Source organism: Amycolatopsis sp. NPDC114503 (genome assembly GCF_055633655.1).
The window spans coordinates 112,547-135,176 of sequence record NZ_JBVKDT010000017.1; the positions used below are offsets into that span (position 1 = coordinate 112,547).

The 22,630-nt window shown below is 68.4% G+C and carries 28 protein-coding genes and 1 pseudogene; 13 read left to right on the forward strand and 16 right to left on the reverse strand.

Translation table 11 applies throughout. From position 1 onward, the window contains the following. Nucleotides 1-4: 4 nt before the first annotated feature. Genes ACZ7OI_RS43970 through ACZ7OI_RS43980 form a run of 3 tightly spaced genes read left to right on the forward strand, consistent with a single transcriptional unit; the run spans nt 5 to nt 1,613 of the window. Nucleotides 5-412, forward strand: a complete 408-nt coding sequence (locus tag ACZ7OI_RS43970) for a YbaB/EbfC family nucleoid-associated protein (RefSeq protein ID WP_470270033.1) — start codon at nt 5-7, stop codon at nt 410-412. After that, the gene (locus tag ACZ7OI_RS43975) at nt 409-717 is read left to right on the forward strand and encodes a type VII secretion target (RefSeq protein ID WP_344266811.1); all 309 of its coding nucleotides are present in this window, start codon (nt 409-411) and stop codon (nt 715-717) included. Before ACZ7OI_RS43970 ends, ACZ7OI_RS43975 begins: the two co-directional genes overlap by 4 nt. After that, complete coding sequence (locus ACZ7OI_RS43980; RefSeq protein WP_470270034.1) at nt 714-1,613, forward strand: hypothetical protein; 900 nt, start codon at nt 714-716, stop codon at nt 1,611-1,613. The genes ACZ7OI_RS43975 and ACZ7OI_RS43980 overlap by 4 nt, the downstream gene beginning before the upstream one ends. On the opposite strand, the gene ACZ7OI_RS43985 is transcribed toward ACZ7OI_RS43980, so the two are convergent. Genes ACZ7OI_RS43985 through ACZ7OI_RS43995 form a run of 3 tightly spaced genes read right to left on the reverse strand, consistent with a single transcriptional unit; the run spans nt 1,591 to nt 4,612 of the window. Beyond that, entirely contained in the window at nt 1,591-1,998 is a 408-nt protein-coding gene (locus tag ACZ7OI_RS43985) for a VOC family protein (protein ID WP_470270035.1), read from the reverse strand. The two genes, ACZ7OI_RS43980 and ACZ7OI_RS43985, sit on opposite strands and share 23 nt — an antisense overlap. Further along, a complete protein-coding gene (locus ACZ7OI_RS43990; protein WP_470270036.1) occupies nt 1,995-3,449 on the reverse strand; it encodes a BTAD domain-containing putative transcriptional regulator in 1,455 nt (484 codons plus the stop codon). Before ACZ7OI_RS43990 ends, ACZ7OI_RS43985 begins: the two co-directional genes overlap by 4 nt. Further along, nucleotides 3,446-4,612, reverse strand: coding sequence for a sensor histidine kinase (locus tag ACZ7OI_RS43995; protein ID WP_470270037.1), 1,167 nt, complete (start codon nt 4,610-4,612; stop codon nt 3,446-3,448). The genes ACZ7OI_RS43990 and ACZ7OI_RS43995 overlap by 4 nt, the downstream gene beginning before the upstream one ends. Nucleotides 4,613-4,672: 60 nt before the next feature. On the opposite strand from ACZ7OI_RS43995, the gene ACZ7OI_RS44000 reads away from it, so the two are divergent. From ACZ7OI_RS44000 to ACZ7OI_RS44010, 3 genes are all read left to right on the forward strand, one after another. Next, the gene (locus ACZ7OI_RS44000; protein WP_470270038.1) at nt 4,673-5,245 is read left to right on the forward strand and encodes a TlpA family protein disulfide reductase; all 573 of its coding nucleotides are present in this window, start codon (nt 4,673-4,675) and stop codon (nt 5,243-5,245) included. A 48-nt stretch (nt 5,246-5,293) separates the two neighbouring features. After that, nucleotides 5,294-5,971 carry a TetR/AcrR family transcriptional regulator gene (locus tag ACZ7OI_RS44005; RefSeq protein WP_470270039.1) on the forward strand — a complete coding sequence of 226 codons (678 nt, stop codon included), beginning with the start codon at nt 5,294-5,296 and terminating at the stop codon, nt 5,969-5,971. Nucleotides 5,972-6,213: 242 nt separating this feature from the next. Then, nucleotides 6,214-7,110 carry a C1 family peptidase gene (locus ACZ7OI_RS44010; protein WP_470270040.1) on the forward strand — a complete coding sequence of 299 codons (897 nt, stop codon included), beginning with the start codon at nt 6,214-6,216 and terminating at the stop codon, nt 7,108-7,110. A 93-nt stretch (nt 7,111-7,203) separates the two neighbouring features. On the opposite strand, the gene katG is transcribed toward ACZ7OI_RS44010, so the two are convergent. Together katG and ACZ7OI_RS44020 are read right to left on the reverse strand one after the other, a co-directional pair. Next, nucleotides 7,204-9,432, reverse strand: a complete 2,229-nt coding sequence (gene katG / locus ACZ7OI_RS44015; protein ID WP_470270041.1) for a catalase/peroxidase HPI — start codon at nt 9,430-9,432, stop codon at nt 7,204-7,206. A 30-nt stretch (nt 9,433-9,462) separates the two neighbouring features. Beyond that, the gene (locus ACZ7OI_RS44020) at nt 9,463-9,894 is read right to left on the reverse strand and encodes a Fur family transcriptional regulator (protein ID WP_470270042.1); all 432 of its coding nucleotides are present in this window, start codon (nt 9,892-9,894) and stop codon (nt 9,463-9,465) included. 147 nt (nt 9,895-10,041) lie between these two features. On the opposite strand from ACZ7OI_RS44020, the gene ACZ7OI_RS44025 reads away from it, so the two are divergent. After that, nucleotides 10,042-10,872, forward strand: a complete 831-nt coding sequence (locus tag ACZ7OI_RS44025; RefSeq protein WP_470270043.1) for an SAM-dependent methyltransferase — start codon at nt 10,042-10,044, stop codon at nt 10,870-10,872. A gap of 61 nt (nt 10,873-10,933) precedes the next feature. Here ACZ7OI_RS44025 and ACZ7OI_RS44030 read toward each other — a convergent pair whose 3' ends face one another. Beyond that, entirely contained in the window at nt 10,934-11,623 is a 690-nt protein-coding gene (locus tag ACZ7OI_RS44030; protein WP_470270044.1) for a TetR/AcrR family transcriptional regulator, read from the reverse strand. Between the two features lie 236 nt (nt 11,624-11,859). Between ACZ7OI_RS44030 and ACZ7OI_RS44035 the strand changes: the two genes are divergently transcribed. Next, entirely contained in the window at nt 11,860-12,096 is a 237-nt protein-coding gene (locus tag ACZ7OI_RS44035; RefSeq protein ID WP_344266772.1) for a hypothetical protein, read from the forward strand. Then, nucleotides 12,093-12,233 (forward strand): hypothetical protein, encoded by a 141-nt coding sequence (locus tag ACZ7OI_RS44040; RefSeq protein WP_470270045.1) that lies wholly within the window; start codon nt 12,093-12,095, stop codon nt 12,231-12,233. The genes ACZ7OI_RS44035 and ACZ7OI_RS44040 overlap by 4 nt, the downstream gene beginning before the upstream one ends. A gap of 241 nt (nt 12,234-12,474) precedes the next feature. On the opposite strand, the gene ACZ7OI_RS44045 is transcribed toward ACZ7OI_RS44040, so the two are convergent. Both ACZ7OI_RS44045 and ACZ7OI_RS44050 read right to left on the reverse strand, forming a co-directional pair. Next, nucleotides 12,475-13,128 (reverse strand): response regulator, encoded by a 654-nt coding sequence (locus ACZ7OI_RS44045; protein ID WP_470270046.1) that lies wholly within the window; start codon nt 13,126-13,128, stop codon nt 12,475-12,477. After that, complete coding sequence (locus tag ACZ7OI_RS44050) at nt 13,116-14,363, reverse strand: sensor histidine kinase (RefSeq protein WP_470270047.1); 1,248 nt, start codon at nt 14,361-14,363, stop codon at nt 13,116-13,118. The genes ACZ7OI_RS44045 and ACZ7OI_RS44050 overlap by 13 nt, the downstream gene beginning before the upstream one ends. Before the next feature lie 147 nt (nt 14,364-14,510). On the opposite strand from ACZ7OI_RS44050, the gene ACZ7OI_RS44055 reads away from it, so the two are divergent. After that, nucleotides 14,511-14,693, forward strand: a complete 183-nt coding sequence (locus tag ACZ7OI_RS44055) for a hypothetical protein (protein ID WP_470270048.1) — start codon at nt 14,511-14,513, stop codon at nt 14,691-14,693. A gap of 23 nt (nt 14,694-14,716) precedes the next feature. Beyond that, nucleotides 14,717-15,589, forward strand: a complete 873-nt coding sequence (locus ACZ7OI_RS44060; protein ID WP_470270049.1) for a CPBP family intramembrane glutamic endopeptidase — start codon at nt 14,717-14,719, stop codon at nt 15,587-15,589. Here the strand turns inward: ACZ7OI_RS44060 and ACZ7OI_RS44065 are convergent. Together ACZ7OI_RS44065 and ACZ7OI_RS44070 are read right to left on the reverse strand one after the other, a co-directional pair. After that, entirely contained in the window at nt 15,583-16,377 is a 795-nt protein-coding gene (locus tag ACZ7OI_RS44065) for an SDR family NAD(P)-dependent oxidoreductase (RefSeq protein WP_470270050.1), read from the reverse strand. The two genes, ACZ7OI_RS44060 and ACZ7OI_RS44065, sit on opposite strands and share 7 nt — an antisense overlap. 17 nt (nt 16,378-16,394) lie before the next feature. Beyond that, entirely contained in the window at nt 16,395-17,132 is a 738-nt protein-coding gene (locus ACZ7OI_RS44070; RefSeq protein WP_470270051.1) for a LysR family substrate-binding domain-containing protein, read from the reverse strand. A gap of 43 nt (nt 17,133-17,175) precedes the next feature. Between ACZ7OI_RS44070 and ACZ7OI_RS44075 the strand changes: the two genes are divergently transcribed. Beyond that, complete coding sequence (locus ACZ7OI_RS44075; protein ID WP_470270052.1) at nt 17,176-17,550, forward strand: DUF5997 family protein; 375 nt, start codon at nt 17,176-17,178, stop codon at nt 17,548-17,550. Between the two features lie 119 nt (nt 17,551-17,669). Here the strand turns inward: ACZ7OI_RS44075 and ACZ7OI_RS44080 are convergent, their stop codons facing one another. Then, on the reverse strand, nt 17,670-17,834 hold the full coding sequence (locus ACZ7OI_RS44080) for a hypothetical protein (protein ID WP_470270053.1): 165 nt from the start codon (nt 17,832-17,834) through the stop codon (nt 17,670-17,672). Nucleotides 17,835-18,022: 188 nt separating this feature from the next. Then, nucleotides 18,023-18,241: a hypothetical protein gene (locus ACZ7OI_RS44085; protein ID WP_470270054.1), complete on the reverse strand. Its 219-nt coding sequence runs from the start codon at nt 18,239-18,241 to the stop codon at nt 18,023-18,025. A 426-nt stretch (nt 18,242-18,667) separates the two neighbouring features. Between ACZ7OI_RS44085 and ACZ7OI_RS44090 the strand changes: the two genes are divergently transcribed. After that, nucleotides 18,668-18,886 carry a hypothetical protein gene (locus tag ACZ7OI_RS44090; protein WP_470270055.1) on the forward strand — a complete coding sequence of 73 codons (219 nt, stop codon included), beginning with the start codon at nt 18,668-18,670 and terminating at the stop codon, nt 18,884-18,886. A 1,136-nt stretch (nt 18,887-20,022) separates the two neighbouring features. Here the strand turns inward: ACZ7OI_RS44090 and ACZ7OI_RS44095 are convergent. The 4 genes and pseudogenes from ACZ7OI_RS44095 to ACZ7OI_RS44110 form a co-directional block, all read right to left on the reverse strand. Next, nucleotides 20,023-20,263, reverse strand: a pseudogene (locus tag ACZ7OI_RS44095) (IS110 family transposase); the annotation flags it as partial. Between the two features lie 229 nt (nt 20,264-20,492). Next, nucleotides 20,493-21,101 carry a response regulator gene (locus tag ACZ7OI_RS44100; protein WP_470270056.1) on the reverse strand — a complete coding sequence of 203 codons (609 nt, stop codon included), beginning with the start codon at nt 21,099-21,101 and terminating at the stop codon, nt 20,493-20,495. Further along, on the reverse strand, nt 21,098-22,159 hold the full coding sequence (locus ACZ7OI_RS44105) for a sensor histidine kinase (RefSeq protein WP_470270057.1): 1,062 nt from the start codon (nt 22,157-22,159) through the stop codon (nt 21,098-21,100). Before ACZ7OI_RS44105 ends, ACZ7OI_RS44100 begins: the two co-directional genes overlap by 4 nt. A gap of 10 nt (nt 22,160-22,169) precedes the next feature. Further along, a complete protein-coding gene (locus ACZ7OI_RS44110; RefSeq protein ID WP_470270058.1) occupies nt 22,170-22,577 on the reverse strand; it encodes a hypothetical protein in 408 nt (135 codons plus the stop codon). Nucleotides 22,578-22,630 lie beyond the last annotated feature (53 nt).

Consider the following 22,630-nt stretch of genomic DNA (forward strand, 5'->3'; position numbering starts at 1 on the left):
TTCCGTGCCGATCCAAGACTCGGCGGCCTGGCTCGCCGACTACCAGAAAAACCTGTCCCGGATGCAGGCGAACGCCGAGGGCGCGAGCGCGAGCCTCAGCCGCGTCGGCGGCCGGGCCGCTTCCCCGCGTGGCGAGGTCGAGGTGCAGGTGGGCCCGAGCGGCGCGCTGACCGACCTGCGGCTGAGCCCCGCCGCCCGGGCGCTGGAAGCCGACGCGCTCGCCCGGCTCATCCTCGCCACCGTGCACGACGCGCACCGCCAGGCCGGCGCGCAGGTCGTGGACATCATGACCGATTACGTCGGCGACGGTCCCGCTCTCCAGCTCGTCCGCGACAACCTGCCGGTCGAAGCGGCCCCTGCCGCACCGCGCCAGGAGGACGACTACTTCGCGAACCCGGGGATCATCTCGTGACCGCCGGCTTCGAGGTCGACCCCGCGCAGTTGCGCCGGCACGCGGCCACCGTCGGCGATCTGGCCGACCGGCTCGGCAATGTGGCCCGCAGCGCCCCGTCCGGACTCGGCGACCAGGCACTCGGCGTCTTCGTGCAGTTCCTCACCGCGGGCCTGCAGTCGGCGGTCGGCAAGACCAACGACGCCGTCTCGCACGCTTCGTCCACTGTGGACAAGGTGAGCGCAAACCTTACCCAGGCGGCGGAAAGCTACGAGCGCCGCGACCAGGGCAACGCGGCCTCGCTGCCGGGGAAGGAGCTACCGTGACCGACTCCAGCCAGCTGCTGGCAGACCTGAAAACCACCACGCAGGCAGTCGAAAACCACGACTGGGTGTCCGCGGGACTCGGCGGCGCCACCACCGCGCTCGACCTGCTCGGCGCGTCGCAGGACCCGCTCGCCGCACTGACGTCGGCCGGGTTCGGCATGATCACCGAACTGGTGCGGTTCCTGGAGGAGCCGCTGAAACAGTTGCAGGGCAACCCGGATTCGGTGTCGTCGCACTCGCAGGGCATGGAAGGCGGCGGCCAGCAGGTGTCGTCCGTCGCGGACGATTACCGCCAGTCCGCGGGGCCGGAAACGTCGGGGTGGAGCGGTTCTTCGGCTTCCAGCTACCGCGACAACAGCTCGCAGCACGCGGACTGCGTCGAGGCGGTCGGCCAGGCGGGCATCGCGATGGCCAAGGCGGCTACCGGCGCGGGGAAGGTCGTCGCGAAGGCGCAGCAGGAGGTCGGCGGGCTCATTTCGGAGGCTGTCGGGCAGATCATCCAGCTGATGACGCAGGCGTTCGCCGCGGCGCAGGCGACGTTCGGCGCGAGCATCGCGGCGGCGATCCCGCAGGCGGTGGCGATCGCTACCCAGTACGGCGGGCAGATCGCGCAGAAGCTCGGGGTTTTGCTGTCGGATTCGGATAATTTGCTGCAGCTGATCACTTCGGTGACTCAGGGGCTGGAGGCGGCTACGCAGCTGATGACGAAGCTGAGTGAGGCTTCGAAGAGCGGTTCTGGGGAGGATTCCACCTCTTCGGAGACTTCGTCGCGTTATCCAGCTTCTTCGCAGTACGCGGATTCTTCGGACTCGGCGGATTCGCAGTACTCGTCAGACTCGCAATACCCGAAGCAGCAGCGCCCGCGCACTCCGGTCAGCTCTGTCCAGCAGAGCTGACGAGTTCGACCTCGAAGCCGTCGTCGTTCTGCAGGTACGCGGCATAGTGCTCCGCGCCGCCCGCATGGGGATGTTTCTCCGGAAACATCAGCTGCCACCCGTGCCGGGCGGCGTCGGCGGCCAGCCGCTCGACCGTCGCGGCGTCCTTGACGTGAAAAGCGAGGTGGTTCAGCCCCGGCCGGCACCGGTCGTGCCGGTCCGCGGTCAGCGCCGGGGATTGCTCGACGACGAGATACGTCGGACCCAGCCGCCAACTGCGTCCGGCCGCCCAGTCCTGGAACTGCTGATATCCCAGTTCTTCCAGCAGCCATCCCAGCGACGCGACCGCGCGGCCGAGGTCCGGCACCCACAACTCGACATGGTGCAGGGTCCCGTGTTCACTCACGAGCGACCCCGATCCGAGCTGAGCACCACCCGCAGCTCCCGGTCCAGCTCCGCCCCCGGCTCGACGTCCAAATCCGTCCGCAGCCGTTCCCGCATTCGCCGATGGACCGCCAGCGCGTCCGCCCGGCGGCCGCCGCCGTGGAGCGCCCGCATCAGCAGCACCGCCAGCGGCTCCCGATGCGGATGCACCGCCAGCAGCGCCGACAGCTCGTGCACGACCTCGTCGGTCCGCCCCAACTTCAACTGCAGCAAGGCTTTCTCCTGCACCAGCGTCAACCGGCGTTCGGTCAGCCGCAGCCGCTCCCCCTCCACGAACGGACCGGGCAACCCGGCCAACGGCTCGCCGTGGAACAGGGCCAGCGCGCCGGCGTAGGCATCGACCGCGGCCGCCGGATCGCCGCCGTGGGTAGCGGTCGCGGCTTCCGAGATCCGGTCGGTCAGCTCGGTGACGTCCAGCCGCACTCGCTCCCGGGCGAAGCGGTATCCGCCGCGATCGCTGCCGATGACTGAGTCTTCCGTCCTCTCCCCCACCGCACGCAAGCATTTCCGCAGCCGATGCACGTACACCGGCACTACCCGGCCGCCAGTGCCCGGCGGTTCCAGCCCCCACACGCCGTCGAGCAGCTCCCCCGGGCTGACCGTCTCGCCAGGGCGCAGGACCAGCGCCGCCAGCAGCGCCTGCTGCCGCACCGGGCCCAGGTCCAGCAGGTTCGGCCCCCGCCACGCCTGCAACGGGCCGAGGACGCTGAACCGCAGCGAGTCCGGGCCAACCGGAGCCGGGGCCGCGCCAGGCGTGACCAGGCCGTGGTCGAAGGCGTACACGATGGCCGCCGCCCGGTCGCGGAGGCGGAGTTTCGCGCACAGCCGCTCGAAATGCGCCTCGACCGTGCTCGCGGAAATCCCCAGCGTTCCGGCGATTTCCGCGTCCGTCAGACCTCGCGCCACCGCCGTCAGCACGTCCAGCTCACGCGGCGTCAGCAACCCGGACGGCACCGCCGGGCGATCGGAAGCCGCCTGGCGATAGGTCGTGAGCACGCGCCCGGTGACCGCCGGATCGAGCCACGCCTCGCCCATCGCGACCGCCCGCACCGCGCGGATCAGGTCCTCCGCCGAGGAATCCTTCAGGACGTACCCGACCGCGCCCGCGCGCAGCACTCCGGCGAGCAGCTCGTCGTCGTCGAACGTCGTCAGCGCGAGCACCGGCGGGCGCGGGCCGGACGCGCGCAGCCGTCGCGTCGCCTCGATGCCGTCGACGCGCTTCATCCGCAGGTCCATCACCACGACATCGACCCCGCCTGCCGCTTCGAGCGCGGCCGGGACCTCGTCCCCGTCGGCGCACTCCCCCACCACCGCGAACCCGTCGCGGCGGCGCAGGATCAACCGCAGCCCGGACCGCACCAATTCCTGATCGTCGACGAGCAAGACCCGCATTTCCTCCGGCGCAGCGGTCACGACGCCGCCTCGCGCGCCAGCGGCACCGTCACGTCGACTACCCACTCGCCGCGCTCGGGTCCGGCGGTCAGCCGCGCGCCGAGCTGGTCCGCGCGCGCCGTCATGCCCGCCAGCCCCGAACCGCCCGAATTGCGCGCGGCGCCGGTGTGTCCATTGCGGACAGTCAACCGGGCGTCCGAAGCACCGATCTCCAGCCGTACCAACGCCTTCTCCGACGGCGCATGTTTGACCACGTTCGCCAGCGACTCCTGGACGATCCGGTAGAGCCCCAGCCCCACCGTATTGTCGACCGCGGTCACGTCGCCCTCCAGTTCGTACTCCGCGACCAGCCCGGCCGCGCACGTCTCGGCCACCAGCTCCGCGATGTCGCCCGCACCGGGCAACGGCCGCGTCCCCGCCGACTCCTGCGAGAGCAATCCAACCGTGCGGCGGATATCGGCCATCGCCGCCCGTCCGATCCGCTCCGCCTCGGTGAGCGCCGCGACGGCCTCGTCGATGTCGCGATCCGTGCGCAGCCCGTGCCGCGCGCCCGTGACGTGCAGCAACGTGATGCTCAGCGAATGCGCGACGACGTCGTGCACCTCGCGCGCGATCCGCTGCCGCTCGCCGAGCCTCGCCTGTTCGCTCACGGCCTCCTGCTTGCCGCGCTCGGCGTCCAGCGCGCGCACGTACCAGCGCAGCATGAACCCGGCGGCCATCCCGACCACCACCGCGAGCGTGTACACCGGGAACCCGACCAGCCCGACGGTCAGCGCGGCAGCCCCGAGCAGCGCGACCGCCCCGCCGGTCGCCGCGAACGCGACCCGCGCCGTCGCGATGGACCCCAGCTCGCCGGTGAGCACGGCCAACGGCATCGGCGCGAAGTCCGGCACCACCGGATACGTCAGCAGCAGCCCGATCCCGGCGAGCATCCCGAGCGCCTTCAGCCACGACGGCGCGAGCCGTCCGGTGCACGCGAACAGCAGCGTCGACGACGTGGCCAGCAGGAACCCGGCGATCGCCACCGGCAGCGCGGGCCCGACCCGCTGCCCCACCGCGACGATCAGCCCGATCACCGTGAAGGCGGTCGTGCCCATCGGCACCCACCAGGGCAGCGTCAGCCCGGACCGGGCCAAGCCGTCCGCCAGTCGGCCCCGCAGCCGGTCCCTCGCTGTTTCCCACACGGGGTTCAGCCTAGAAAACCGCATCGGAAGCCGCCGGGTGTATCGGCGATACGATGCCGCGTGCGCTTCGCTCGCCTCTTCCTCGTACTGGCACTGCTTCCCCTCGCCGCGTGCGCGACCGGCAAGGACGCGGTCAGCCAGTCGGACACTTTTGAATTCGTCTCGCCGGGCGGGCAGACGACCATCCACTATCCCGTGCCGCAGCGCAAAAAGGTAGCGGACCTCAAGGGCCCGAGCCTGCGCGAGCCCGGCAAGGACCTCTCGCTGGCCGATTACTCCGGCAAAGTCGTCCTGCTCAACCTCTGGGGCGCCTGGTGCGGGCAGTGCCGCGCCGAATCGCGCACCCTTCAGGCCATCGCCGACGACGGCCGGGACCGCGGGATCCGGGTGCTCGGCCTCAACGTCCGCGACAACCAGAAGTACGCCGCCGACTTCGTCAAGGACGTCGGCCTCGGCTACGAGTCGATCTTCGACCCCTCCGGCCGGGTCGCCCTGCGGCTGCGCGGCCTCCCGCTGGCCGCGGTGCCGATCTCCCTGATCGTGGACAAACAGCAGCGGGTCGCGGCGGTCTATCTCGGCGCCGTCCGGCAGACCGACGTCCAGCCCGCCCTGGACAGCGTGCTCGCCGAGTAGTCCGGCCAAGGTCCAGACCGTTCGGGGGCGTGCGCCTACCATGGGCGGATGACCGCGAGTGGCTACAACCGCCGGGAGCGTCCCGCCAAGCCCGCGCTGAGCCGCGAAGGCATCGTCGCGGCCGCTCTCGACGTCGTGCGCCGCGAAGGGGCCGAGCGCGTCACCATGCGGCGGCTCGCGAAGGAACTGGACACCGGCCCGGCCTCGCTCTACGTCTACGTCCGCGACACCGACGAACTCCACGCCGCCGTGCTCGACGAACTCCTCGGCGAGGTTCCCACGACCACCGCCGCCGAACAAGACTGGCGGAGTCGCTTGTGGACAGTCGTGTCCACCTACCGCGACGTCCTGTACGCCCACCCCGGACTCGCCCGCGTCGCGCTCGTGACCCCGTTGAACGGGCCGAACTACCTCGCCGTCGTCGACACCGTGCTCGGTCTGCTCGCCGAAGCCGGGGTGCCCTCCGGCCCCGCCGCGTGGACGGTCGACCTGCTGCTGCTCGTCGCCACCGCCAGCGCGGTCGAGCACAGCACCCGCAAGGACCGCCCGGGTGCCGAACAACAGCACGACGCGCTCGCCGAAACCGTGCGCGGCCTCTCGCCGGAAACCCATCCGAACATCGTCGCGGCGAGCGGAAACCTGTTCTCCGGCAACGGAGACGCCCGTTCCCAGTGGGCGATCGACGCCCTCCTCAACGGCGCGCGCACGACCCCGCTTCCCGACTGAGTGGTTCAAACCACTGGCAAGGCAAGGGTTTCCCGCGAGTCCATAATGGACCAGTACGCCGGAATAGCGGCGATAACGGGCGTAATGTCCGCTTGATCGATCCCCCGCAAATACGACAGTTGATGCGTTCCCTCCTTTCGTAGGTGTACGGAAAATTTCCGCCGATCTACCTTTGCTGTGGTCGGATCCACCTCCCCACCCTTTCCGATTTCTTTTTCTGCATGCCCACAAGGAGTACCAGAATGCAGATCAGAAAAACGTCCGCACTCGTTTCCCTGTTCGCCGCCGCCGGCATGGCGGCGGCGCTGGGCGCGGCCCCTGCCTCCGCGGCCGCCGCCCAGCACCACCCGCAGCCCCTCAAGCACGGCCTCGGGCTGAACGTCGCCGGCCTGAAGGCCGCGCAGTCCAGGATGCACGCCCACGCGAACTCCGCGCTCCCCGTGCACCCCCGCGCCACCGCCGAACTGCCTTCCAGCGGCGACCTCACCCAGTACGCCAACACCCCCGGCGACCAGGGCCAGGTCGGCTCGTGCGTCACCTGGGCCACCGGCTACACCGGCTACGGCGTGCTGATGAACGAACAGGGCATCACCGGCGGCCCGATGGCCCCGATGTTCATTTACTCCCAGATCGCCAAGGGCAATGACCAGGGCACCTGGGCGAGCGTCGCGCTGCCGATGGAACAGCAGCAGGGCATCGACACCAAATCCGACTACTGGCAGGGCGATTTCGACTACACCACCCAGCCCGACCAGAACGAAAAGTCGAATGCGGCGCACTACAAGCTGTCCGGCTACACGCAATTGTCGTCGAGCGGCGACGCGGCGCGGTCCGACATCGAGAACGCCATTTCCCAGGGCGAGCCGGTGGCGATCGGATTCACCGTGCACCAGAGCTTCATGAACCTGGACTCCTCGACCGCGGCCGACTACTCGTACATGCCCGGCGACTCGAACAGCGACCCGGTCGTCGGCGGGCACGAGGTGACCATCGTGGCCTACAACGACCAGGGCGTGAAGATCGAGAACAGCTGGGGATCCGGCTGGGGCGCAAGCGGTTTCGTGACCGTGCCGTGGTCGTTCTTCAGCACCGGCGACGTCGACGAGGTCAACGCGATGGGCAAGCTCGTCCAGAGCTGACCGAGCACTGAACCAGCACGACCCGGGCACCAAGAAGGGCTCCTCGCGGGAATTCCCGCGAGGAGCCCTTCTCCGTTCAGCAGCTCAGGAAACTCAGACCAGGTCGTACCGGTCGTTGTTCATGACCTTGTGCCACGCGGCGACGAAGTCGCGGACGAACTTCTCCTTGGCGTCGTCGCAGCCGTACACCTCGGCGACGGCGCGCAGTTCGGAGTTCGAGCCGAACACCAGGTCGTTGCGGGTGCCGGTCCACTTGACCTCGCCGGTGGCGAGATCGCGGGCCTCGAAGGACTCCGCGTGCGGGCCCTCGCCGTCGGCCGGCTTCCACTCCGTGCCCATGTCGAGCAGGTTGACGAAGAAGTCGTTCGTCAGCGTGCCCGGCCGGTCGGTCAGCACGCCGGCGGCCGAGTTCTGGTAGTTCGCGCCCAGCACTCGCAGGCCGCCGACCAGCACGGTCATCTCCGGCGCGCTCAGGTTGAGCAGGTTCGCCTTGTCCACCAGCAGGTACTCCGACGGCAGCGGGTTGGCCTTGCCGCGGTAGTTGCGGAACCCGTCGGCCTTCGGCTCGAGCGGCGCGAACGAGTCCGCGTCGGTCTGCTCCTGCGTCGCGTCGGCGCGGCCCGGCGTGAACGGAACGGTGAGGTCGACGCCGCCGTCCTTCGCCGCCTTCTCCACGCCCGCCGCGCCGGCCAGCACGATCAGGTCGGCGAGCGAGATCTTCTTGCCGCCGGTCTGCGCGCTGTTGAACGCTTCCTGGACGCCCTCGAGCGTGCGCAGCACCTGAGCCAGCTCGTCGGGCTCGTTGACCTCCCAGCCGCGCTGCGGCTCGAGGCGGATGCGGGCGCCGTTCGCGCCGCCGCGCTTGTCGCTGTGGCGGTAGGTCGACGCCGACGCCCAAGCGGTGGACACCAGCTGCGCGACCGAAAGACCCGACTCGAGGACCTTCGCCTTCAGGTCCGCGACGTCCGCGTCGTCGACCAGCTCGTGGTCGACGGCCGGGATCGGGTCCTGCCAGATCAGCTCTTCCTGCGGCACCAGCGGGCCGAGGTAGCGCTGGATCGGGCCCATGTCGCGGTGGGTGAGCTTGTACCAGGCGCGGGCGAAGGCGTCCGCGAACTGGTCCGGGTTCTCGTAGAACCGGCGCGAGATGGGCTCGTAGATCGGGTCGAAGCGCAGCGCCAGGTCCGAGGTCAGCATGCTCGGCGCGCGGTTGAGCTCGCCGCTTTCCGGGTCCGGCACGGTGCCCTGCGCGGCGTTGTTCTTCGGCTTCCACTGGTGGGCGCCGGCGGGGCTCTTGGTCAGCTCCCACTCGTAGGTGAACAGGTTGTGGAAGAACCAGTTGCTCCACTGGGTCGGGGTCGGGGTCCAGGTGACCTCGAGCCCGCTGCCGATCTGGTCGCGGCCCTTGCCGCTGCCGAAGCTGTTCTTCCAGCCGAGGCCCATCTGCTCGATCGGGGCGGCCTCGGGCACCGGGCCGACGTTCGCGTCCGCGTCGCCCGCGCCGTGCGTCTTGCCGAAGGTGTGGCCGCCGGCGATGAGGGCGACGGTCTCCTCGTCGTTCATCGCCATCCGGGCGAACGTCTCGCGGATGTCGCGCGCCGAGGCGATCGGGTCCGGGTTGCCGTTCGGGCCTTCCGGGTTCACGTAGATGAGGCCCATCTGGACCGCGGCGAGCGGGTTGTCCAGCTCGCGGTCGCCCTTGTAGCGCTCGTCGCCGAGCCAGGTGCGCTCCGGGCCCCAGTAGATGTCCTCGTCCGGCTCCCACACGTCGGCGCGGCCGCCGGCGAAGCCGAAGGTCTTGAAGCCCATGGTCTCGAGCGCGCGGTTGCCCGCGAAGACCATGAGGTCGGCCCACGAGATCTGCTTGCCGTACTTCTTCTTCACCGGCCACAGCAGACGGCGCGCCTTGTCCAGGCCGACGTTGTCCGGCCAGCTGTTCAGCGGCGCGAACCGCTGCTGGCCGCCGCCCGCTCCGCCGCGGCCGTCGTCGATCCGGTAGGTGCCGGCGCTGTGCCAGGCCATCCGGATGAACAGCGGGCCGTAGTTGCCGAAGTCGGCGGGCCAGAATTCCTGCGACGTGGTGAGCAGCGCGTCGACGTCGCGGGTCAGCGCGTCGAGGTCGAGGCTCTTGAACGCCTTGGCGTAGTCGAACTCTTCGCCCATCGGGTCCGCCGCGGGAGCGTGCTTCCGGAGGATCTTCAGGTTGAGCTGGTTCGGCCACCAGTCACGGTTCGCGGCGCCCTCGGAGGGGTAGCCCATGCGGCCGGTGACCGGGCACCCTGCCTTCTGGTCGTCGGCGACGGAGTCAAGCGATTCGGACAACTGAAATCCTTCCGGGAATCATGGTCTTGCTCAGGAACTCGGCACAGCGGAACAAGCGGGGCAGCGGCCCCAGTAGACGACCTCGGCCTCCTCGATGACGAAACCGTGCGTCTGCGAGGCGGTCAGGCAGGGAGCCTCGCCGACCGCGCAGTCGACGTCCTCGATGGCGCCGCACGAGCGGCACACGACGTGGTGGTGGTTGTCCCCTACCCGGGCCTCGTACCGCGCGACCGAACCGGGCGGCTGGATGCGCCGCAGCAGCCCCGCCTCGGTCAGCGCGCGCAGCACGTCGTAGACGGCCTGGTGGGAAACCTCGCCGAGATCCGCCCGCACCATGCCGATGACGGACTCGGTGTCCGCGTGCGCGTTGGCGTGCACCGCGGAGAGCACGGCCACCCGAGGGCGCGTGATCCGCAACTGCACTCCGCGCAGCAGCTGCTCGAAGTCCGCGGTCGTCGGCATGCCCCGGAGTCTGCCGCATTTTCTGGAATGAATCAAGAATCTGTCACCCACTCCGGTTGTCCTCCTCCTGGCGGTCGCTTGACAGCCCGGAAGGTCTACGGTGAGTAGACCAAAGAGACGTCCGACACATCCGAGGTGACGCCAGAAATGACCGAGGCCGTCGAATCGCCCAGTTCGCACCCGGTCGGAGTCGATATCACGCGAGCGAGCATTGCCCGGGTGTACGACGCCGCGCTGAACGGCACGAACAACTACGAGATCGACCGCAGGGTGCTCGAGCAGGTCGCGACGGTGGCCCCGGAGGTCGCCGACCTCGCCTGGGCCAACCGCAACTTCCTCATCCGCGCCTGCCGCTTCCTCGCCACCCAGGGCCGGGTCACCCAGTACCTCGACTGCGGCTCCGGCCTGCCCACCGCCGAGAACACGCACCAGGTCGTGCAGCGGATCATCCCGGAGGCCCGCGTCCTGTACGTGGACAACGACCCGGTGGTCCTCGCGCACGGGCGCGCGCTGCTCGAGGAGAACGAGAACACGCGCTTCATCGACGCGGACATCTTCAAGCCCGAGCAGATCCTCGGCAACGAGACCGCGCGCGAGTTCCTCGACTGGACGAAGCCGATCGCGTTGCTGCACAACGGAACCCTGCACCACTACCTCGGCGACGACTACGCCGAGATGATGCAGACGTACGTGGACGCGCTCCCGTCCGGGTCGTTCGTGGTGATCGCGCACTTCCTCGACCCGGAGACGCCCGAGCACAGCGCGATCGCCCGGCGGATGGAGGAGAAGTTCACGCACAGCCCGATGGGCAGCGGCCTCTTCCGCACGTGGGAGCAGATCGGGCGGATGTTCGGCGGCACCGAACTGGTCGACCCGGGCCTGGTGCTGTGCGAGGACTGGTGGCCGGACGGCCCGCGGTACCAGCCGCTGAACCAGGTCCAGGAGTGCATCGCGGGCGCGGTCGGCCGGAAGGCCTGACGCTTCTCGCCGGAGAAGTCTCGATGAAAGGGCCCCTTGAGGAATTCCTCGAGGGGCCCCTTCACGAACGGTCGACGATGCGGAAATCCAGCTCGGACAACGGAGAATCCGGGTTGAGCGCCACGCCGACCGTGCGCAGGGTGTCGTCGAGGATCGACCAGACCCAGCGGGCGAGCAGCTGGCGCAGATCGTCGCGGTCGATGCCGCGCGGGGCTTCGAGCCAGTGCGCGGTGCTCGATTCGACCAGCCCGACCAGTCCGTAGGCGATGGTCTCGCCGACCCGCTGGTCCGCGCCGAACAAGCCGAGGTAGTACTCGAACAGCACGGTCAGCTGCCGGGCGATCGCGGTTTTCACGTCCGCGACGACGTCGCGCGGCCCGGTCACCGACTGCCGCATCAGATACTGATAAAGCTCCCGGTGTTCGGAAAGCCATTCGATATGCGCGCCGATTGTCGCGTGCACCATATCGCGCGGTGTCCCGGAAACTCCCCACAACGGGGAGAACTGCGCGCCGATCATTTCCGCCGCGCGCAACGCGATAGCGCGCTGCAGATCCGCGGTGTCGGCGAAATGCTTGTAAATGCGCGTGCGAGCGACGCCGGCTTCGTCGGCGATCTGCTCGGTGGACACCTCCGGCCCGTATCGGGCGATCGCGCGCATCCCGGCTTCCACGAATTCCCGGCGCCGGCGTTCCCGCTGCCCTGCCCACCGGGTGGCCCGCCCGTCGGGCGGAGTACCTGAGGACGTCATCCGCGCGAGTGTATCGCCGGGTCACATACTGGATACGGCGCTGTACCTGTTACTTTGGGTATAGAGAGATGACTGTCAGTGGTCGGCGTTGCCTCGATGTAGCAGCCGCTTTCACCGCGGCCGTTGCTTCGGCGTGACCCAGATCATGGACCGGGAGTGCGTCATCGGCACGCGGGGAGCGAGTCGCGTCGGTGAAGCGAGCGTCGCCCACCCGGGTGGCGTGCAGGGAGGAACACATGGACGGCGAACAGCACCGGCCCGAACTGTCCACCGGTCACCGGGTCACCTACCTGGTCGGCCAGCGCACCGGCAGGCGGCAGCTGTGCAGGCGCGGGGTGGTCACCGGAGCCCCGGTCACCGACGACGCGACAGCGGTCACCTGGGTCCCGGTCCAGGTCGACGGCCAGGCGAGAGACGCGAATCCGCAGTGGATCGCGGCCGACGCGATCATCGACGTGGTGAGCGCGTCATGAGCGCCGAACAGGCCGTGGCCACCCCGATCTTCGACGGCGTGGTCGCCGAGGCCGGGCTGGACTGGTCCGAAGAGGACATTCCGGCAGGCGGCAAAGGCGGGACGGACGAGTCCAAGAAGGCGGGCTCGGGCAAGTAGCCGCCGTTTCCCTGTCGCCGCACCGGCTCTCCGGTGCGGTGCTCGCGCGCGCCCGCATCCCGGCGGGAGGGTGCGATTAGGCCACTTCGGTGTCACCGGTTTGCGCGTTCGATACTGCACTCGTCCGGGTGAACTGCGCGACGCCGCAAGCCGGCGAATGCGGGGTATTTCGTCCTGCGCCGGGTGATCCACGCCGCGTATCGCCAGATCCTCACAGATTCATCCAGTGTTACGCCAAAGATCAACGGCGCGCTTCCTCCAAATACCGCAGCACCGCCGTCACCCGCCGATCCGCGCTGTCGTCCGGAGCCAGGTCCAGTTTCGCGAAAATGCTGCGGATGTGTTTGTGCACCGCGCCGTCCGTCACCACTAATCGTTCGGCGATCGCGCTGTTCCCCAATCCCTCCGCCATCAGCGCCAGCACATCGCTTTCCCGCGGGCTGAGCCGTTCCAATCCGGAATCCGCGCGCGTCCGGGTCAGCAATTGCGCCACCACTTCCGGGTCGATCGCCGTCCCGCCCCCGGCCACCCGGTTCAGCGCTTCCATGAACTCCGTGACCCGGCCGACGCGTTCCTTCAGCAGATACCCGAGCCGCGCGCTGCCGCTGCCCAGCAGATCGGTCGCGAACGCCTGCTCGACGTAGGCCGACAGCACCAGCACCGCCAGCCCCGGCCGCCTGCGCCGGGCTTCGACGGCCGCGACGATGCCCTCGTCGGTGTGCGTCGGCGGCATCCGGACGTCCACGACCGCGGTGTCCGGCTCGTATTTGTCCACTGCGGCAAGGAAATCGGCCGGGTTGTCGGTGGTCGCGACGACATCGAGGCCCTCGGCGCGCAACAGCAGCGCTAGTCCTTCGCGCAGCAACGGGTCGTCCTCGGCGATCACAATCCGCATGGCAGGCTCACAGTCAGAGTGGTCGGTCCGCCGGCGGGGCTCGCCAGCGCGAAAGTTCCGTCGAGCGCCTCGATCCGGCGGCGCATCCCGCTGAGTCCCGAGCCGCCGGTTTCGGAGGCGCCGCCGCGGCCGTCGTCGGTGATCCGGAGGTGGAGCACGTCGTCCCGTCGACGCAACACGACCTCGACGCTGCGGGCGCCGCTGTGTTTGGCGACGTTCGTGAGCGCCTCCGCGACCACGAAATACACCGACGCCTCCACAGAAACGGCGTACCGGCCGGGCAGATCGGCGTCGATCGCGCACGGCACCGAGCAGTCCGCGGCAAGGGCGGTCAACGCGTCGGCGAGGCTCCGGTCGGCCAGCACGGGCGGCAGGATGCTGCGCACCACCGCACGCAATTCGGCGAGCGCGGCCTCGGTGGCGTCCTGCGCGCGGCCGAGGATTTCGTCGACGTCCGCCGAATCCCGGGCGACTGCCCGGCGAGCCGCGCCGACCAGGACGTTCACCGCGACCAGCCGGTTCTGCGTACCGTCGTGCAGCGCACGCTCGATACGGCGCAGCTCGGCGGAATGCGCGTCGAGCGCGGCGGCTCGGGTAGCGGTGAGGTGGGCGATCCGCAGCGTGACATCCGCGTCCGACCCCGCGGGCAACAGCCGCCGGCCGGGCAGTGCCTGCAGCCGCGCCATCGCGGGCAGCAGCGCGACCGAAAGGAACGCCCACGCGACGCCGAGCAGCGACACCGGAAGCGCCTCGGCCAGGCTGTGCACCGGCCAGCCGAGCGAGGCCGTCGCGTCGTCCGGAGGCAGCAGGTACCAGTAAAGCGGGAAAAGCCCGTCCCGCGCGGTGTTGAGCACGATCGTCAGCGCGATGAAGCCGAGCAGGAGTCCCGCGAGGCCATGCACCACGACCCAAAGCACTTCGCGCTGCACCGTCCGGTCGCGCAGCGCCGCGCCGAGCCGTTCAGGCCCCGGACCGGGACTGATGACATCCGGCTTCATCGCCGTGAGCCGGATCCGCTCCCGGTCGGCGACCGCGTGCACGACGCTCAGCATCGGCCGCGCCAGCGGCAATCCGACGCCCACGAGGCACAGCGACGCGACCACGGCCACGCCGAGCAGCACCAAGAGCGCCAGCACCGAGGTACCGATCCCGCCGACGAGGTGTTCCAACGCGTCGAGAGCAGCCCGGACCCGCACAGTCCACGAACGCGGCCGAGGTTCGCCTGCGGTTGCCATCGCACCTCCTAGCACCTCACGCCGCCGAACCCTAGCCGAGAAATCCGCCCCGGCACCGCCACGAGGCGCGAAAGTACAGCCTGCTGTACCTCGACCCTCCCGCGCACGGGATCGTCGTGGCGAGCCCCGATTCGTAGCGTTGCCGGCATGACGAAAACACCTGCCCGGCAAGGGACCCGGCCGCTCCTGTGGGGCGTGCTGGCACTCAGCGCCGCAGCCAACGCCATCACCTCCGCCCTCGGCGTCAACCTCCTGCTCAGCACCGTTTTCGGCGTCGTCACCCTCGCCGCGGGCATCGCCCTCGTCGCGAACTACCGCACTCGCCGCTGAACCTCCACAAAGGACCACCACGCATGACCGCCTTGCGCTCCCTCGTCGCACGCCACCCGATCACGGCCTTCTTCACGCTCGCCATCGCGCTCAGCTGGCTCGCGTGGATCCCTTACGTGCTCTCGGACAACGGCCTCGGCATCGTCCACTTCGGATTCCCGCCGGTGCTGGGCACGACGCAAATCCTGGGCATGCTCCCCGGCGCTTACCTGGGCCCCATCTTCTCGGCGTTCCTCGTCACCGCACTCGCCGAAGGACGTCCCGGGCTGCGCGCGTGGGTCGGACGGTTGCTGCGCTGGCGGGTGAACTGGCGATGGTACGCGCTCGCCCTCTTCGCGGCCCCGGTCGTGCTTACGCTGTCCAGCCTGCCCTTCGCCGGAGCGTTCCGAATCCCCGCCGCGTCGCTGATTCTGGTGTGGGCCTTGGGTTTCGTGCTGCAAGTGCTCACCACCGGCCTCGCCGAAGAACCCGGCTGGCGCGATTTCGCCCTGCCGCACTTACAGCCGAAGTACGGCCCGTTGCGCGGCACGCTGATCCTCGGTCCCTTGTGGGGCGTCTGGCATCTGCCGTTGTTCTTCACCGAATGGGGCCATTGGCCGAACGTGACGGTCTGGTCGGTGCTGGAATTCGTCGCGACTGCCATCGCGATCAGCTTCGTGATGACCTGGGTGTTCAACCGCAGCGGCGAAAGCCTGCCGATCGCGCTGCTGCTGCACGCCGGGATCAACAACTACCTGTCCGTCGCCTGGGGAGAGCTGTTCCCCGCCGCGGACCCGAAGATCGCCGAACACCTGCTGTTCGCCGCGTTCGCCGTCGCCGCGTTGATCCTGCTCGCCACGACCAAGGGCCGTCTCGGCTACCCTCGCCCGGTGCGGGAACTCCAGGCCGTTCAGTAGTAAATCTGCCCGGGTACGCCGCCGCCGACCGCGATGGCGTCCCCGTTGATCGCGACGCTGCGCGGAGACGCCAGGAAAGCCACGACGTCCGCCACCTCGGCCGCGGTCACCAACCGCCCGATGCTCACCCCGGCGGCGAGGCTCTTTTCCAGCTCCGCCACCGAAATCCCGCGCATCGCGGCGATCTCGGCGAATTGCTCCGGCGTCCGCTCGGTCACCGTGTAGCCCGGATGCACGACCGTCGCGGTGATGCCCTGCGGCCCCAGCTCGTCAGCGAGATTCTTGGTCATCGCCGCGACCGCGACGTTGCGAATCGAACCGAACGTCGAAGCGGCGATCCGCGCGTTGAGCCCGCTGACGTTCACGATCCGTCCCCAGCCGCGCTCCCGCATCCCCGGCGCGAGCGCGCGGGCGCACCGCAGGTAGCCGAGCACCTTGGTCTCGATCTCGGTGCGCAGGTCGTCGTCACGCAGGTCGTCGAGCGGCGTCCGCACCCCGCTCGACGCCGGAGCCGCGCAGTTGACCAGGACGTCCGCCGCACCGAACTCCGCCTTGACCCGCTCCGCCATCGCCGCGACCGCAGCGTCGTCGGTGGTGTCCGTGGGCACGGCGATGACCTTCGTGCCGTGCCTGCCGACGCTTTCCGCCGCCTCGGCGAGTGCTTTCGAGTCCCGGGCGACCAGCGCGAGGTCCGCGCCCTCCGCCGCGAGCACCTCGGCCACCGCCAGCCCGATCCCGCGATTGGCCCCCGTGACGACCGCGCACTTGCCCTTCAACCCGAGATCCACAGCTTCTCCCCTGAGCGTTAACGACGCCGACGAGGCTTGCCGCGCCCGCCAGGCTTGGGCGTATTCCGCCGACGAGCCGGCTCCCGCGACGGCTGCGGCTTCTTCTTCGCCGGTGCCGCCTTGCCCGTCTTCGCCTGCGTTTCCTGCTGCCCGCGAGTGCTGTTCACCGTGCGCCCGCGAACGATGCCGATGAATTGCTCCACCAGCTCGCTGGTCTCGCCCTCCGGCCAGGACAACGCGACGCGCGACTGCAACGCGTCCTCCACCGGCCGGTACGTGAGGTCACGACGATGGTGCAACCGAGCGAGCGACTGCGGTACCAGCAGCACGCCGACCCCCGCCGCCACCAGCTCGATCGCGTCCCCCGTCGTCTCCGGCCGCTCGAGCGCGGGCCTGCCGGGCAGCTCGTCCCAGCCGAGCGAGTCGTCGAGCGGATGCAGCACGAGCTCGTCCGCGAGGTCCGCGATGGACACCTCGTCGGCCGCCGCGACCAGGTGTTCCTTGGGAACGATGACCACCGTGGTCTCGGTGTAGAGCGGAATCGCATGAAGACCTTCACGGTCCGCGGACAGCCGCAGCAACGCCGCGTCCGCGCGTCCTTCACGGACCGCGTCGGCAGCCTCGGCGGCAGCGACCGCGACCAGGTCAAGCGGCACTTCGGGATTGCGTTCGCCCCAGATCCGGACCCACTTCGCGGGGGTCGCACCCGGAACGTAGGCGAGCCGGAACGCCGAGGCCTGGTCGGCTCCTGTCACGTGGCAAGGCTACCGGCGCGGGGCGCCGGTTACGCTGATGGGCATGACGGCGCAGAAGACCCCCCAGACCATGAAGCCGGCGACGGCAGCGAAGAAGCTGGGCGTCTACCTCGAAGCCACCCCCGCAGAGTTCCGCGCGGGCGCCGTCTCGCGCGACGAACTGAACGCCCTGCAGACCGACCCGCCAGAATGGCTGCGCGACCTCCGCCGCAACGGCCCGCACCCACGCCCGGTCGTCGCCGCGAAACTGGGAGTCTCCATCGGCGGCCTGGCCCGAGGCGGCGTCACCGAGGCCCTGACGACGGACCAAATCGAGGCCCTGAAAGCCGACAACCCCACCTGGCTGCAGCACGAACGCGAAACCCAGGCTGAGGTCCGCCGCGAAGCCGCTCGGCTTAACGCGGAAAAGCCTGAGTAGCCGTCCACTTCGGAGCTTCCACGCACGAAGTCCGTGAGGGGTACCTTCACAGACGCGGATTCCCTCAAAGACACCTCGCTCGCACACCTGTTGCCGTACTGTGCCCCAATGAGGTTTTCTCAGTAGCGGCCTTGGTGTTCGTGGTGAGTGAGGGCGAGTGCGCCCTGCTCGCCGGTCGTCATCAGCAGGAACGTCTGATAGTTCAGCTGGTCTTGGATGTCGAGGACTGGCGCGACCACGCCGGGGCTGTCGGCGTCCAGGTCATCTTCATCGAGGAACGGCACCACCGGGCAGACACCGAGGCCGTGTTCCGCGTGGTCGAGGTAGGTCGGGCCTTTGCCGGGCTCGTCCTCAGACAGGGTGTAGGCGGCCTAGTCGTCGAACAGTCGGTAGACCTGGCGCGGCCCGTCAGGTGTCCAGGAGGTTTTCCGGTGCAGGGCGTAGATCGGCCACGGGCCGACTTAGGCGGCGGTCATGTTGCACGGGACACGCCCCGGATGACCGGGGGCCGGTCGCCGGGCAGGACCGTGGTGTACGACCAGCCGTATTTCAGCGTCGCGCGGTGCGCCGCAGCCTGGCGACGAGCCATGCCGTCTTGGCTCCAGTGCGACCAGCCCAACGGCTCGTCCGCCTCGTCGTCGCCGAGCGCACGATAGCCGTCCTCGAACAGGTTCCGCGCGAGCAGCTGCATCAGCAGACGGCACCAGTTCGTCCGCGGACGGTCCAGCAGCCAGCGCTACGCCCGCCGGGCCGAGCGCGGCGCGAACGGCAGATTGTGATCACCCTGGACGTAGCGGCGAATCCGGTTGTTGCGAGCCTGGTCGGGCCAGACAGCCTCAATCCGATGCGCGATGTCGGTCTCCTCAGGGGCGACAGCTACGACAAGGTCAATCCTCCGATGCCTCAGGTTCCTGAGACCTGCCTCTCTAACGGGTGATTTCCCTCCAGAGATTTCCGCTAGCGAAATTCTGCTCACGGGTGATATTCGCGGAATTTCGCGAATCCATTGCCGATTTCCCGCGAATGCTCCCCTGTTTGGCGATGAACGATTCGGTTGCCGCTAGGCTCGATTTACTTAGTCACAGCAGACGAAAGATCGCGTAGAGGGGTTCGGAACTTGGCTCTCATTGGGCTGATCACAGGCTATTTTCTTGCCGCCCTGGTACTGGGCGCGGGAGCGGCAGCGATCTATCGCGGTCGCGACCTAGTGCACGTTCTGCTGGTAGCCGGGTTGCTGCTGCTTACCTTGCTGGTGATCATGAGCGGTGATGCAACGATGCTCCGAGCCTTGGCTGAAATGACGCAACGCCTAGTCGGCGGACTGCGGCAAGGCTGATGGCTACAGAGATGAAGCTGTCACATGAAGAGGCAGAGCTTGCTGATGCGTTTGCACCGAGGATCACGACTCCGGAGAACTCGCCGTGTCCCCAGACTCTGGAAAGGCGATCTTGCTTCGCGGCATCTTCTGCGAGTAGATCCAGCGCAGCACGTCGTACTGGGCGGCGTGCCATGAGCAGGGGGCGACCAGCAGCGGAACGGCCGGTTCAGCGTGCGCTCCGCGCGGCGGGATAGCACCGCGGCAGCGGCGGACAAGCGTGCGGACAAAGAGCTGGTCGAGGCGGGGAACGCTGTCGAGTGGACGGAAGCCGGGTTCGCGGGCACTCTTGATCCGGGCACGGGTGAGGTGGCGGTCAGGACGCGTCATCTCCGGGGCAAGGACGAACGGGCAAATGCGAGCTGCGGAACCTACCTGCAGCGGCAGATGAACGAGCCTGACTGTGAGCGACCGCTTTACACACCGAGCAACCGAGCGTCACCTGTGAATATACAGAACGTGCGCGATGGCAAATGTGGCTGTTTTACGGTTGACCAGAAGGCCGAGCAAGCCCCTGACCTGCAGTGCCGCAAAGTTCTTTGGGGATTCCTTCCTCCTTCGCCTTGACAAGCGCCATCCGCTGGAGTGAGCATCTTTTTGGCCTCTTTGAGCATGGACCTTGATCTTTAAAGAGAGGCAGGTCCGTGTCGGTGGGTGTGTGGCTCGCGGTTATCGCGTGCATCTTGGTTTTGGCGGGCCTCGGGCTCGTATCTGTTTTGCTTCTCAAGCTCGACGCCCGCATGTGCTTTCGTCAGATCAAAGTCGACGCTCGGGCAGGCCGGTGGTTCAGTCTCGCGATCCATGTCGAACGAGAACCCCACGGTGGAGCTGTGTCCCAGCCGGGTGATCTGGCCGAACGACTCGTTCATACGGCGGCTGTCCCCCCGGCTCGTGATTCAGCGCATGGCCTGCCTCCGCCGTCACAGCAAGATCTGTAAACGGTGAGGCCGTGATGCTGGACGCGGGTATCGTCGGAGTTTCATACAGACCGTGAGGTGCTACTCACGCTGAAGATCGACGGCCAGAAGTCCAAGTGGGCTTACTTGGGAGTCTCGATGAAGTTTGTCAAACCGTGGACATGGCCGGCCGGAGAGGGTGAAGACTCCGCCGTCGCGCAGCAGTGCCCAGGGACATCGACGCGTCGAAGGGCCAGGGCGATGACGGTTTGGACGTGTTTGAGGCGTTGGCCGCGTTTTTGAGGCAGAAGTCGCGGTTGGGGCCGTCGCGGATGATGCTGGTTTGCGCGGAGAGGTAGACCGCCCGGCGCAGGCGACGGCTGTAGCGCTTGGGGCGGAGCAGCTTTCCGGTGCGACTGGCGGAATCCCGGAGCACGGACACAACCAAGCACGCGAAGCCGTTTTCGCTTACCTCGCCTATTGCAACCATCACCGCCGGCACGCCACCCTCAACTACCGCACGCCAGAAGAAACCCGCGCCCACCACAGTCCACGCAACACCCACGCAGCGTGAAACCCGGTGACCAGCCCACGGAGGAAACCTCACACGATCAAGCTTCAGGGTGCCCTATGCAACACCCCGCCAGGCGACGAGCCGAAACCCAAGCCCCTCACAACCACCCCCGATCATCAGCAACCCGAACCGCCCCCATCCGATTCCGAGCCCCAGTCTTAGCAATAGCCCCCGACAAATAATTCCGCACCGTCCCCTCAGACAAATACAAACTCCCCGCAATCTCCGCCACCGACCCCCCACCCCGAGCCGCGATCAGCACATCCCTCTCCCGAGCAGTCAACGGCGACTCCCCCGCGGCCAATGTCGCGACCGCCAACGCCGGATCCACCACCCTCTCCCCCCGCATCACCCGCCGAATCGCATCCCCCAATGCCTCCGCAGGCGCATCCTTAACGACAAACCCCACCGCCCCAGCCTCCATAGCCCGCCGCAAATACCCAGCCCGCCCGAACGTCGTCAACACCACCACCCGACACCCCGGCACCTGCTCCGCCAAAACCGCGGCCGCGGCCAACCCGTCCAACCCAGGCATCTCGATATCCAGCAACGCGACATCCGGCAGATGCTCCAGCGCGGCCCCCACCACCTCATCCCCCCGCCCCACCTGAGCGACCACCTCGAAATCGTCCTCAAGACCAAGCAACGTCCCCAACGCCTGCCGCACCAACGCCTGATCATCAGCGAGCAACAACCGAATAGTCACGCTTCCCCCACCGTCACCCGCAGCCGCCACCCCCGAGGCCGAACCGGCCCCGCGTCCATCCGTCCGCCAACAGCAACCACCCGGTCCCGCAGCCCGGACAGCCCATTCCCGGAATCCGCCACAGAACCAACACCGTCGTCGCGGACTTCCACGGAATCCCCCGAAACAATCACCGCACAAGCAGTAGCCCGAGAATGCCGAACCACATTAGTCAGCCCCTCCCGAACGACCCACCCGAACAATTCCTGATACGGCCCGTCCACCGCAGTAGGAAAATCCGCACTAATTCCCGCCGCCCGTAACAACTCCCGCCCCCGCGCCAACTCCCCGGCAAGCGTGACATCCCGATAGCCGGAAACAGCCGCCCGAACATCCGCGAGCGCCTGCCGCGACAACTGCTCGACCTCGCCGATCTCCTCGACCGCCCGCTCATCCCCCTTGGCCGCGAGCCGCCGGGCAAGATTGCTCTTCACCGTGATCGCGGTAAGCGAATGCCCGAGCAGATCATGCAAATCCCGGGATATCCGCGACCGCTCCGCATCAGCAGCCAACCGCTCCACCTCCGCCCGCGCCTGCACCAACGCCCGATTCGCCCGCAACGCCTCCGCGAACGCGACCACCACCAGCACGGTGAACACCAACGCCGCCGCCTGCGCCCACCCCGGATCGGCGTGCCAAACCGCCCACGGCACCACCACCGTCGCCGCGGCAGCGACCGGCACGATGACCATGCCCCAACGCGGCAACCGCGGAACAGCGAGCGACACCACCACGGCAAGCAGGTAAAACGCATTAGCGCGAGCGACCGGCAACACAGCGCCGAACAGCGCCGTCAACACCCCGGTCAGGATCCAGAAAACCCTGCTCCGGAACCCGTAAGCAGCGATGGCCGCCCCGATGTAGCAGGCACAGAACGCCAGCAGAAGCACGACCGCCACCGGCTGGTCCGGAGTCTGGGCGAGAACGATCAGCGGGTACACCAGGAGGCCGGCGTCCAGCACGAGCCGGCGCCAGCCCAGTACCCAGCGTTGCGCGTCGGAATCGGGGCCGCGGTCCACGTCCGGCACGCTACTCGGAGAACAGCGAGCGCACGGGCCGTCCGTTGACCAGGACGACCACCGCCAGCAGAAGCAGCCCGCAGACACCCTGCTCAAGCCGGACCCACAACGGCAGGAATCCCGGAATCGACACGATGACGACGATCGCGACGGTCATCACCGCCGAAACGATCCGGAGCCGCAGCAGCCCTCGTTTCGACCCGCGGGCCGCGCTTCTCGCGAACAGGAACGTGAGCAGCGCACTGGCGGCGACGATCGTGGCGCGGACCCAGACGACGTCGGTGACCATCGCGGGGTCATTGCGGAGGAGGAAGATCGCGCCGAGGGTGAGCACGCTCAGCGCCAGGTAGGCCGCGGTGAGGACGCGGACCGCCGTGATGCGAGGTTGTTCGGAAACCGTTGCGGGACGGGAGTTCATGACTGTCCTTTCCGGACCGTCGGCCGGCCCGGTGGATCCGGCGCCGCTTGCCC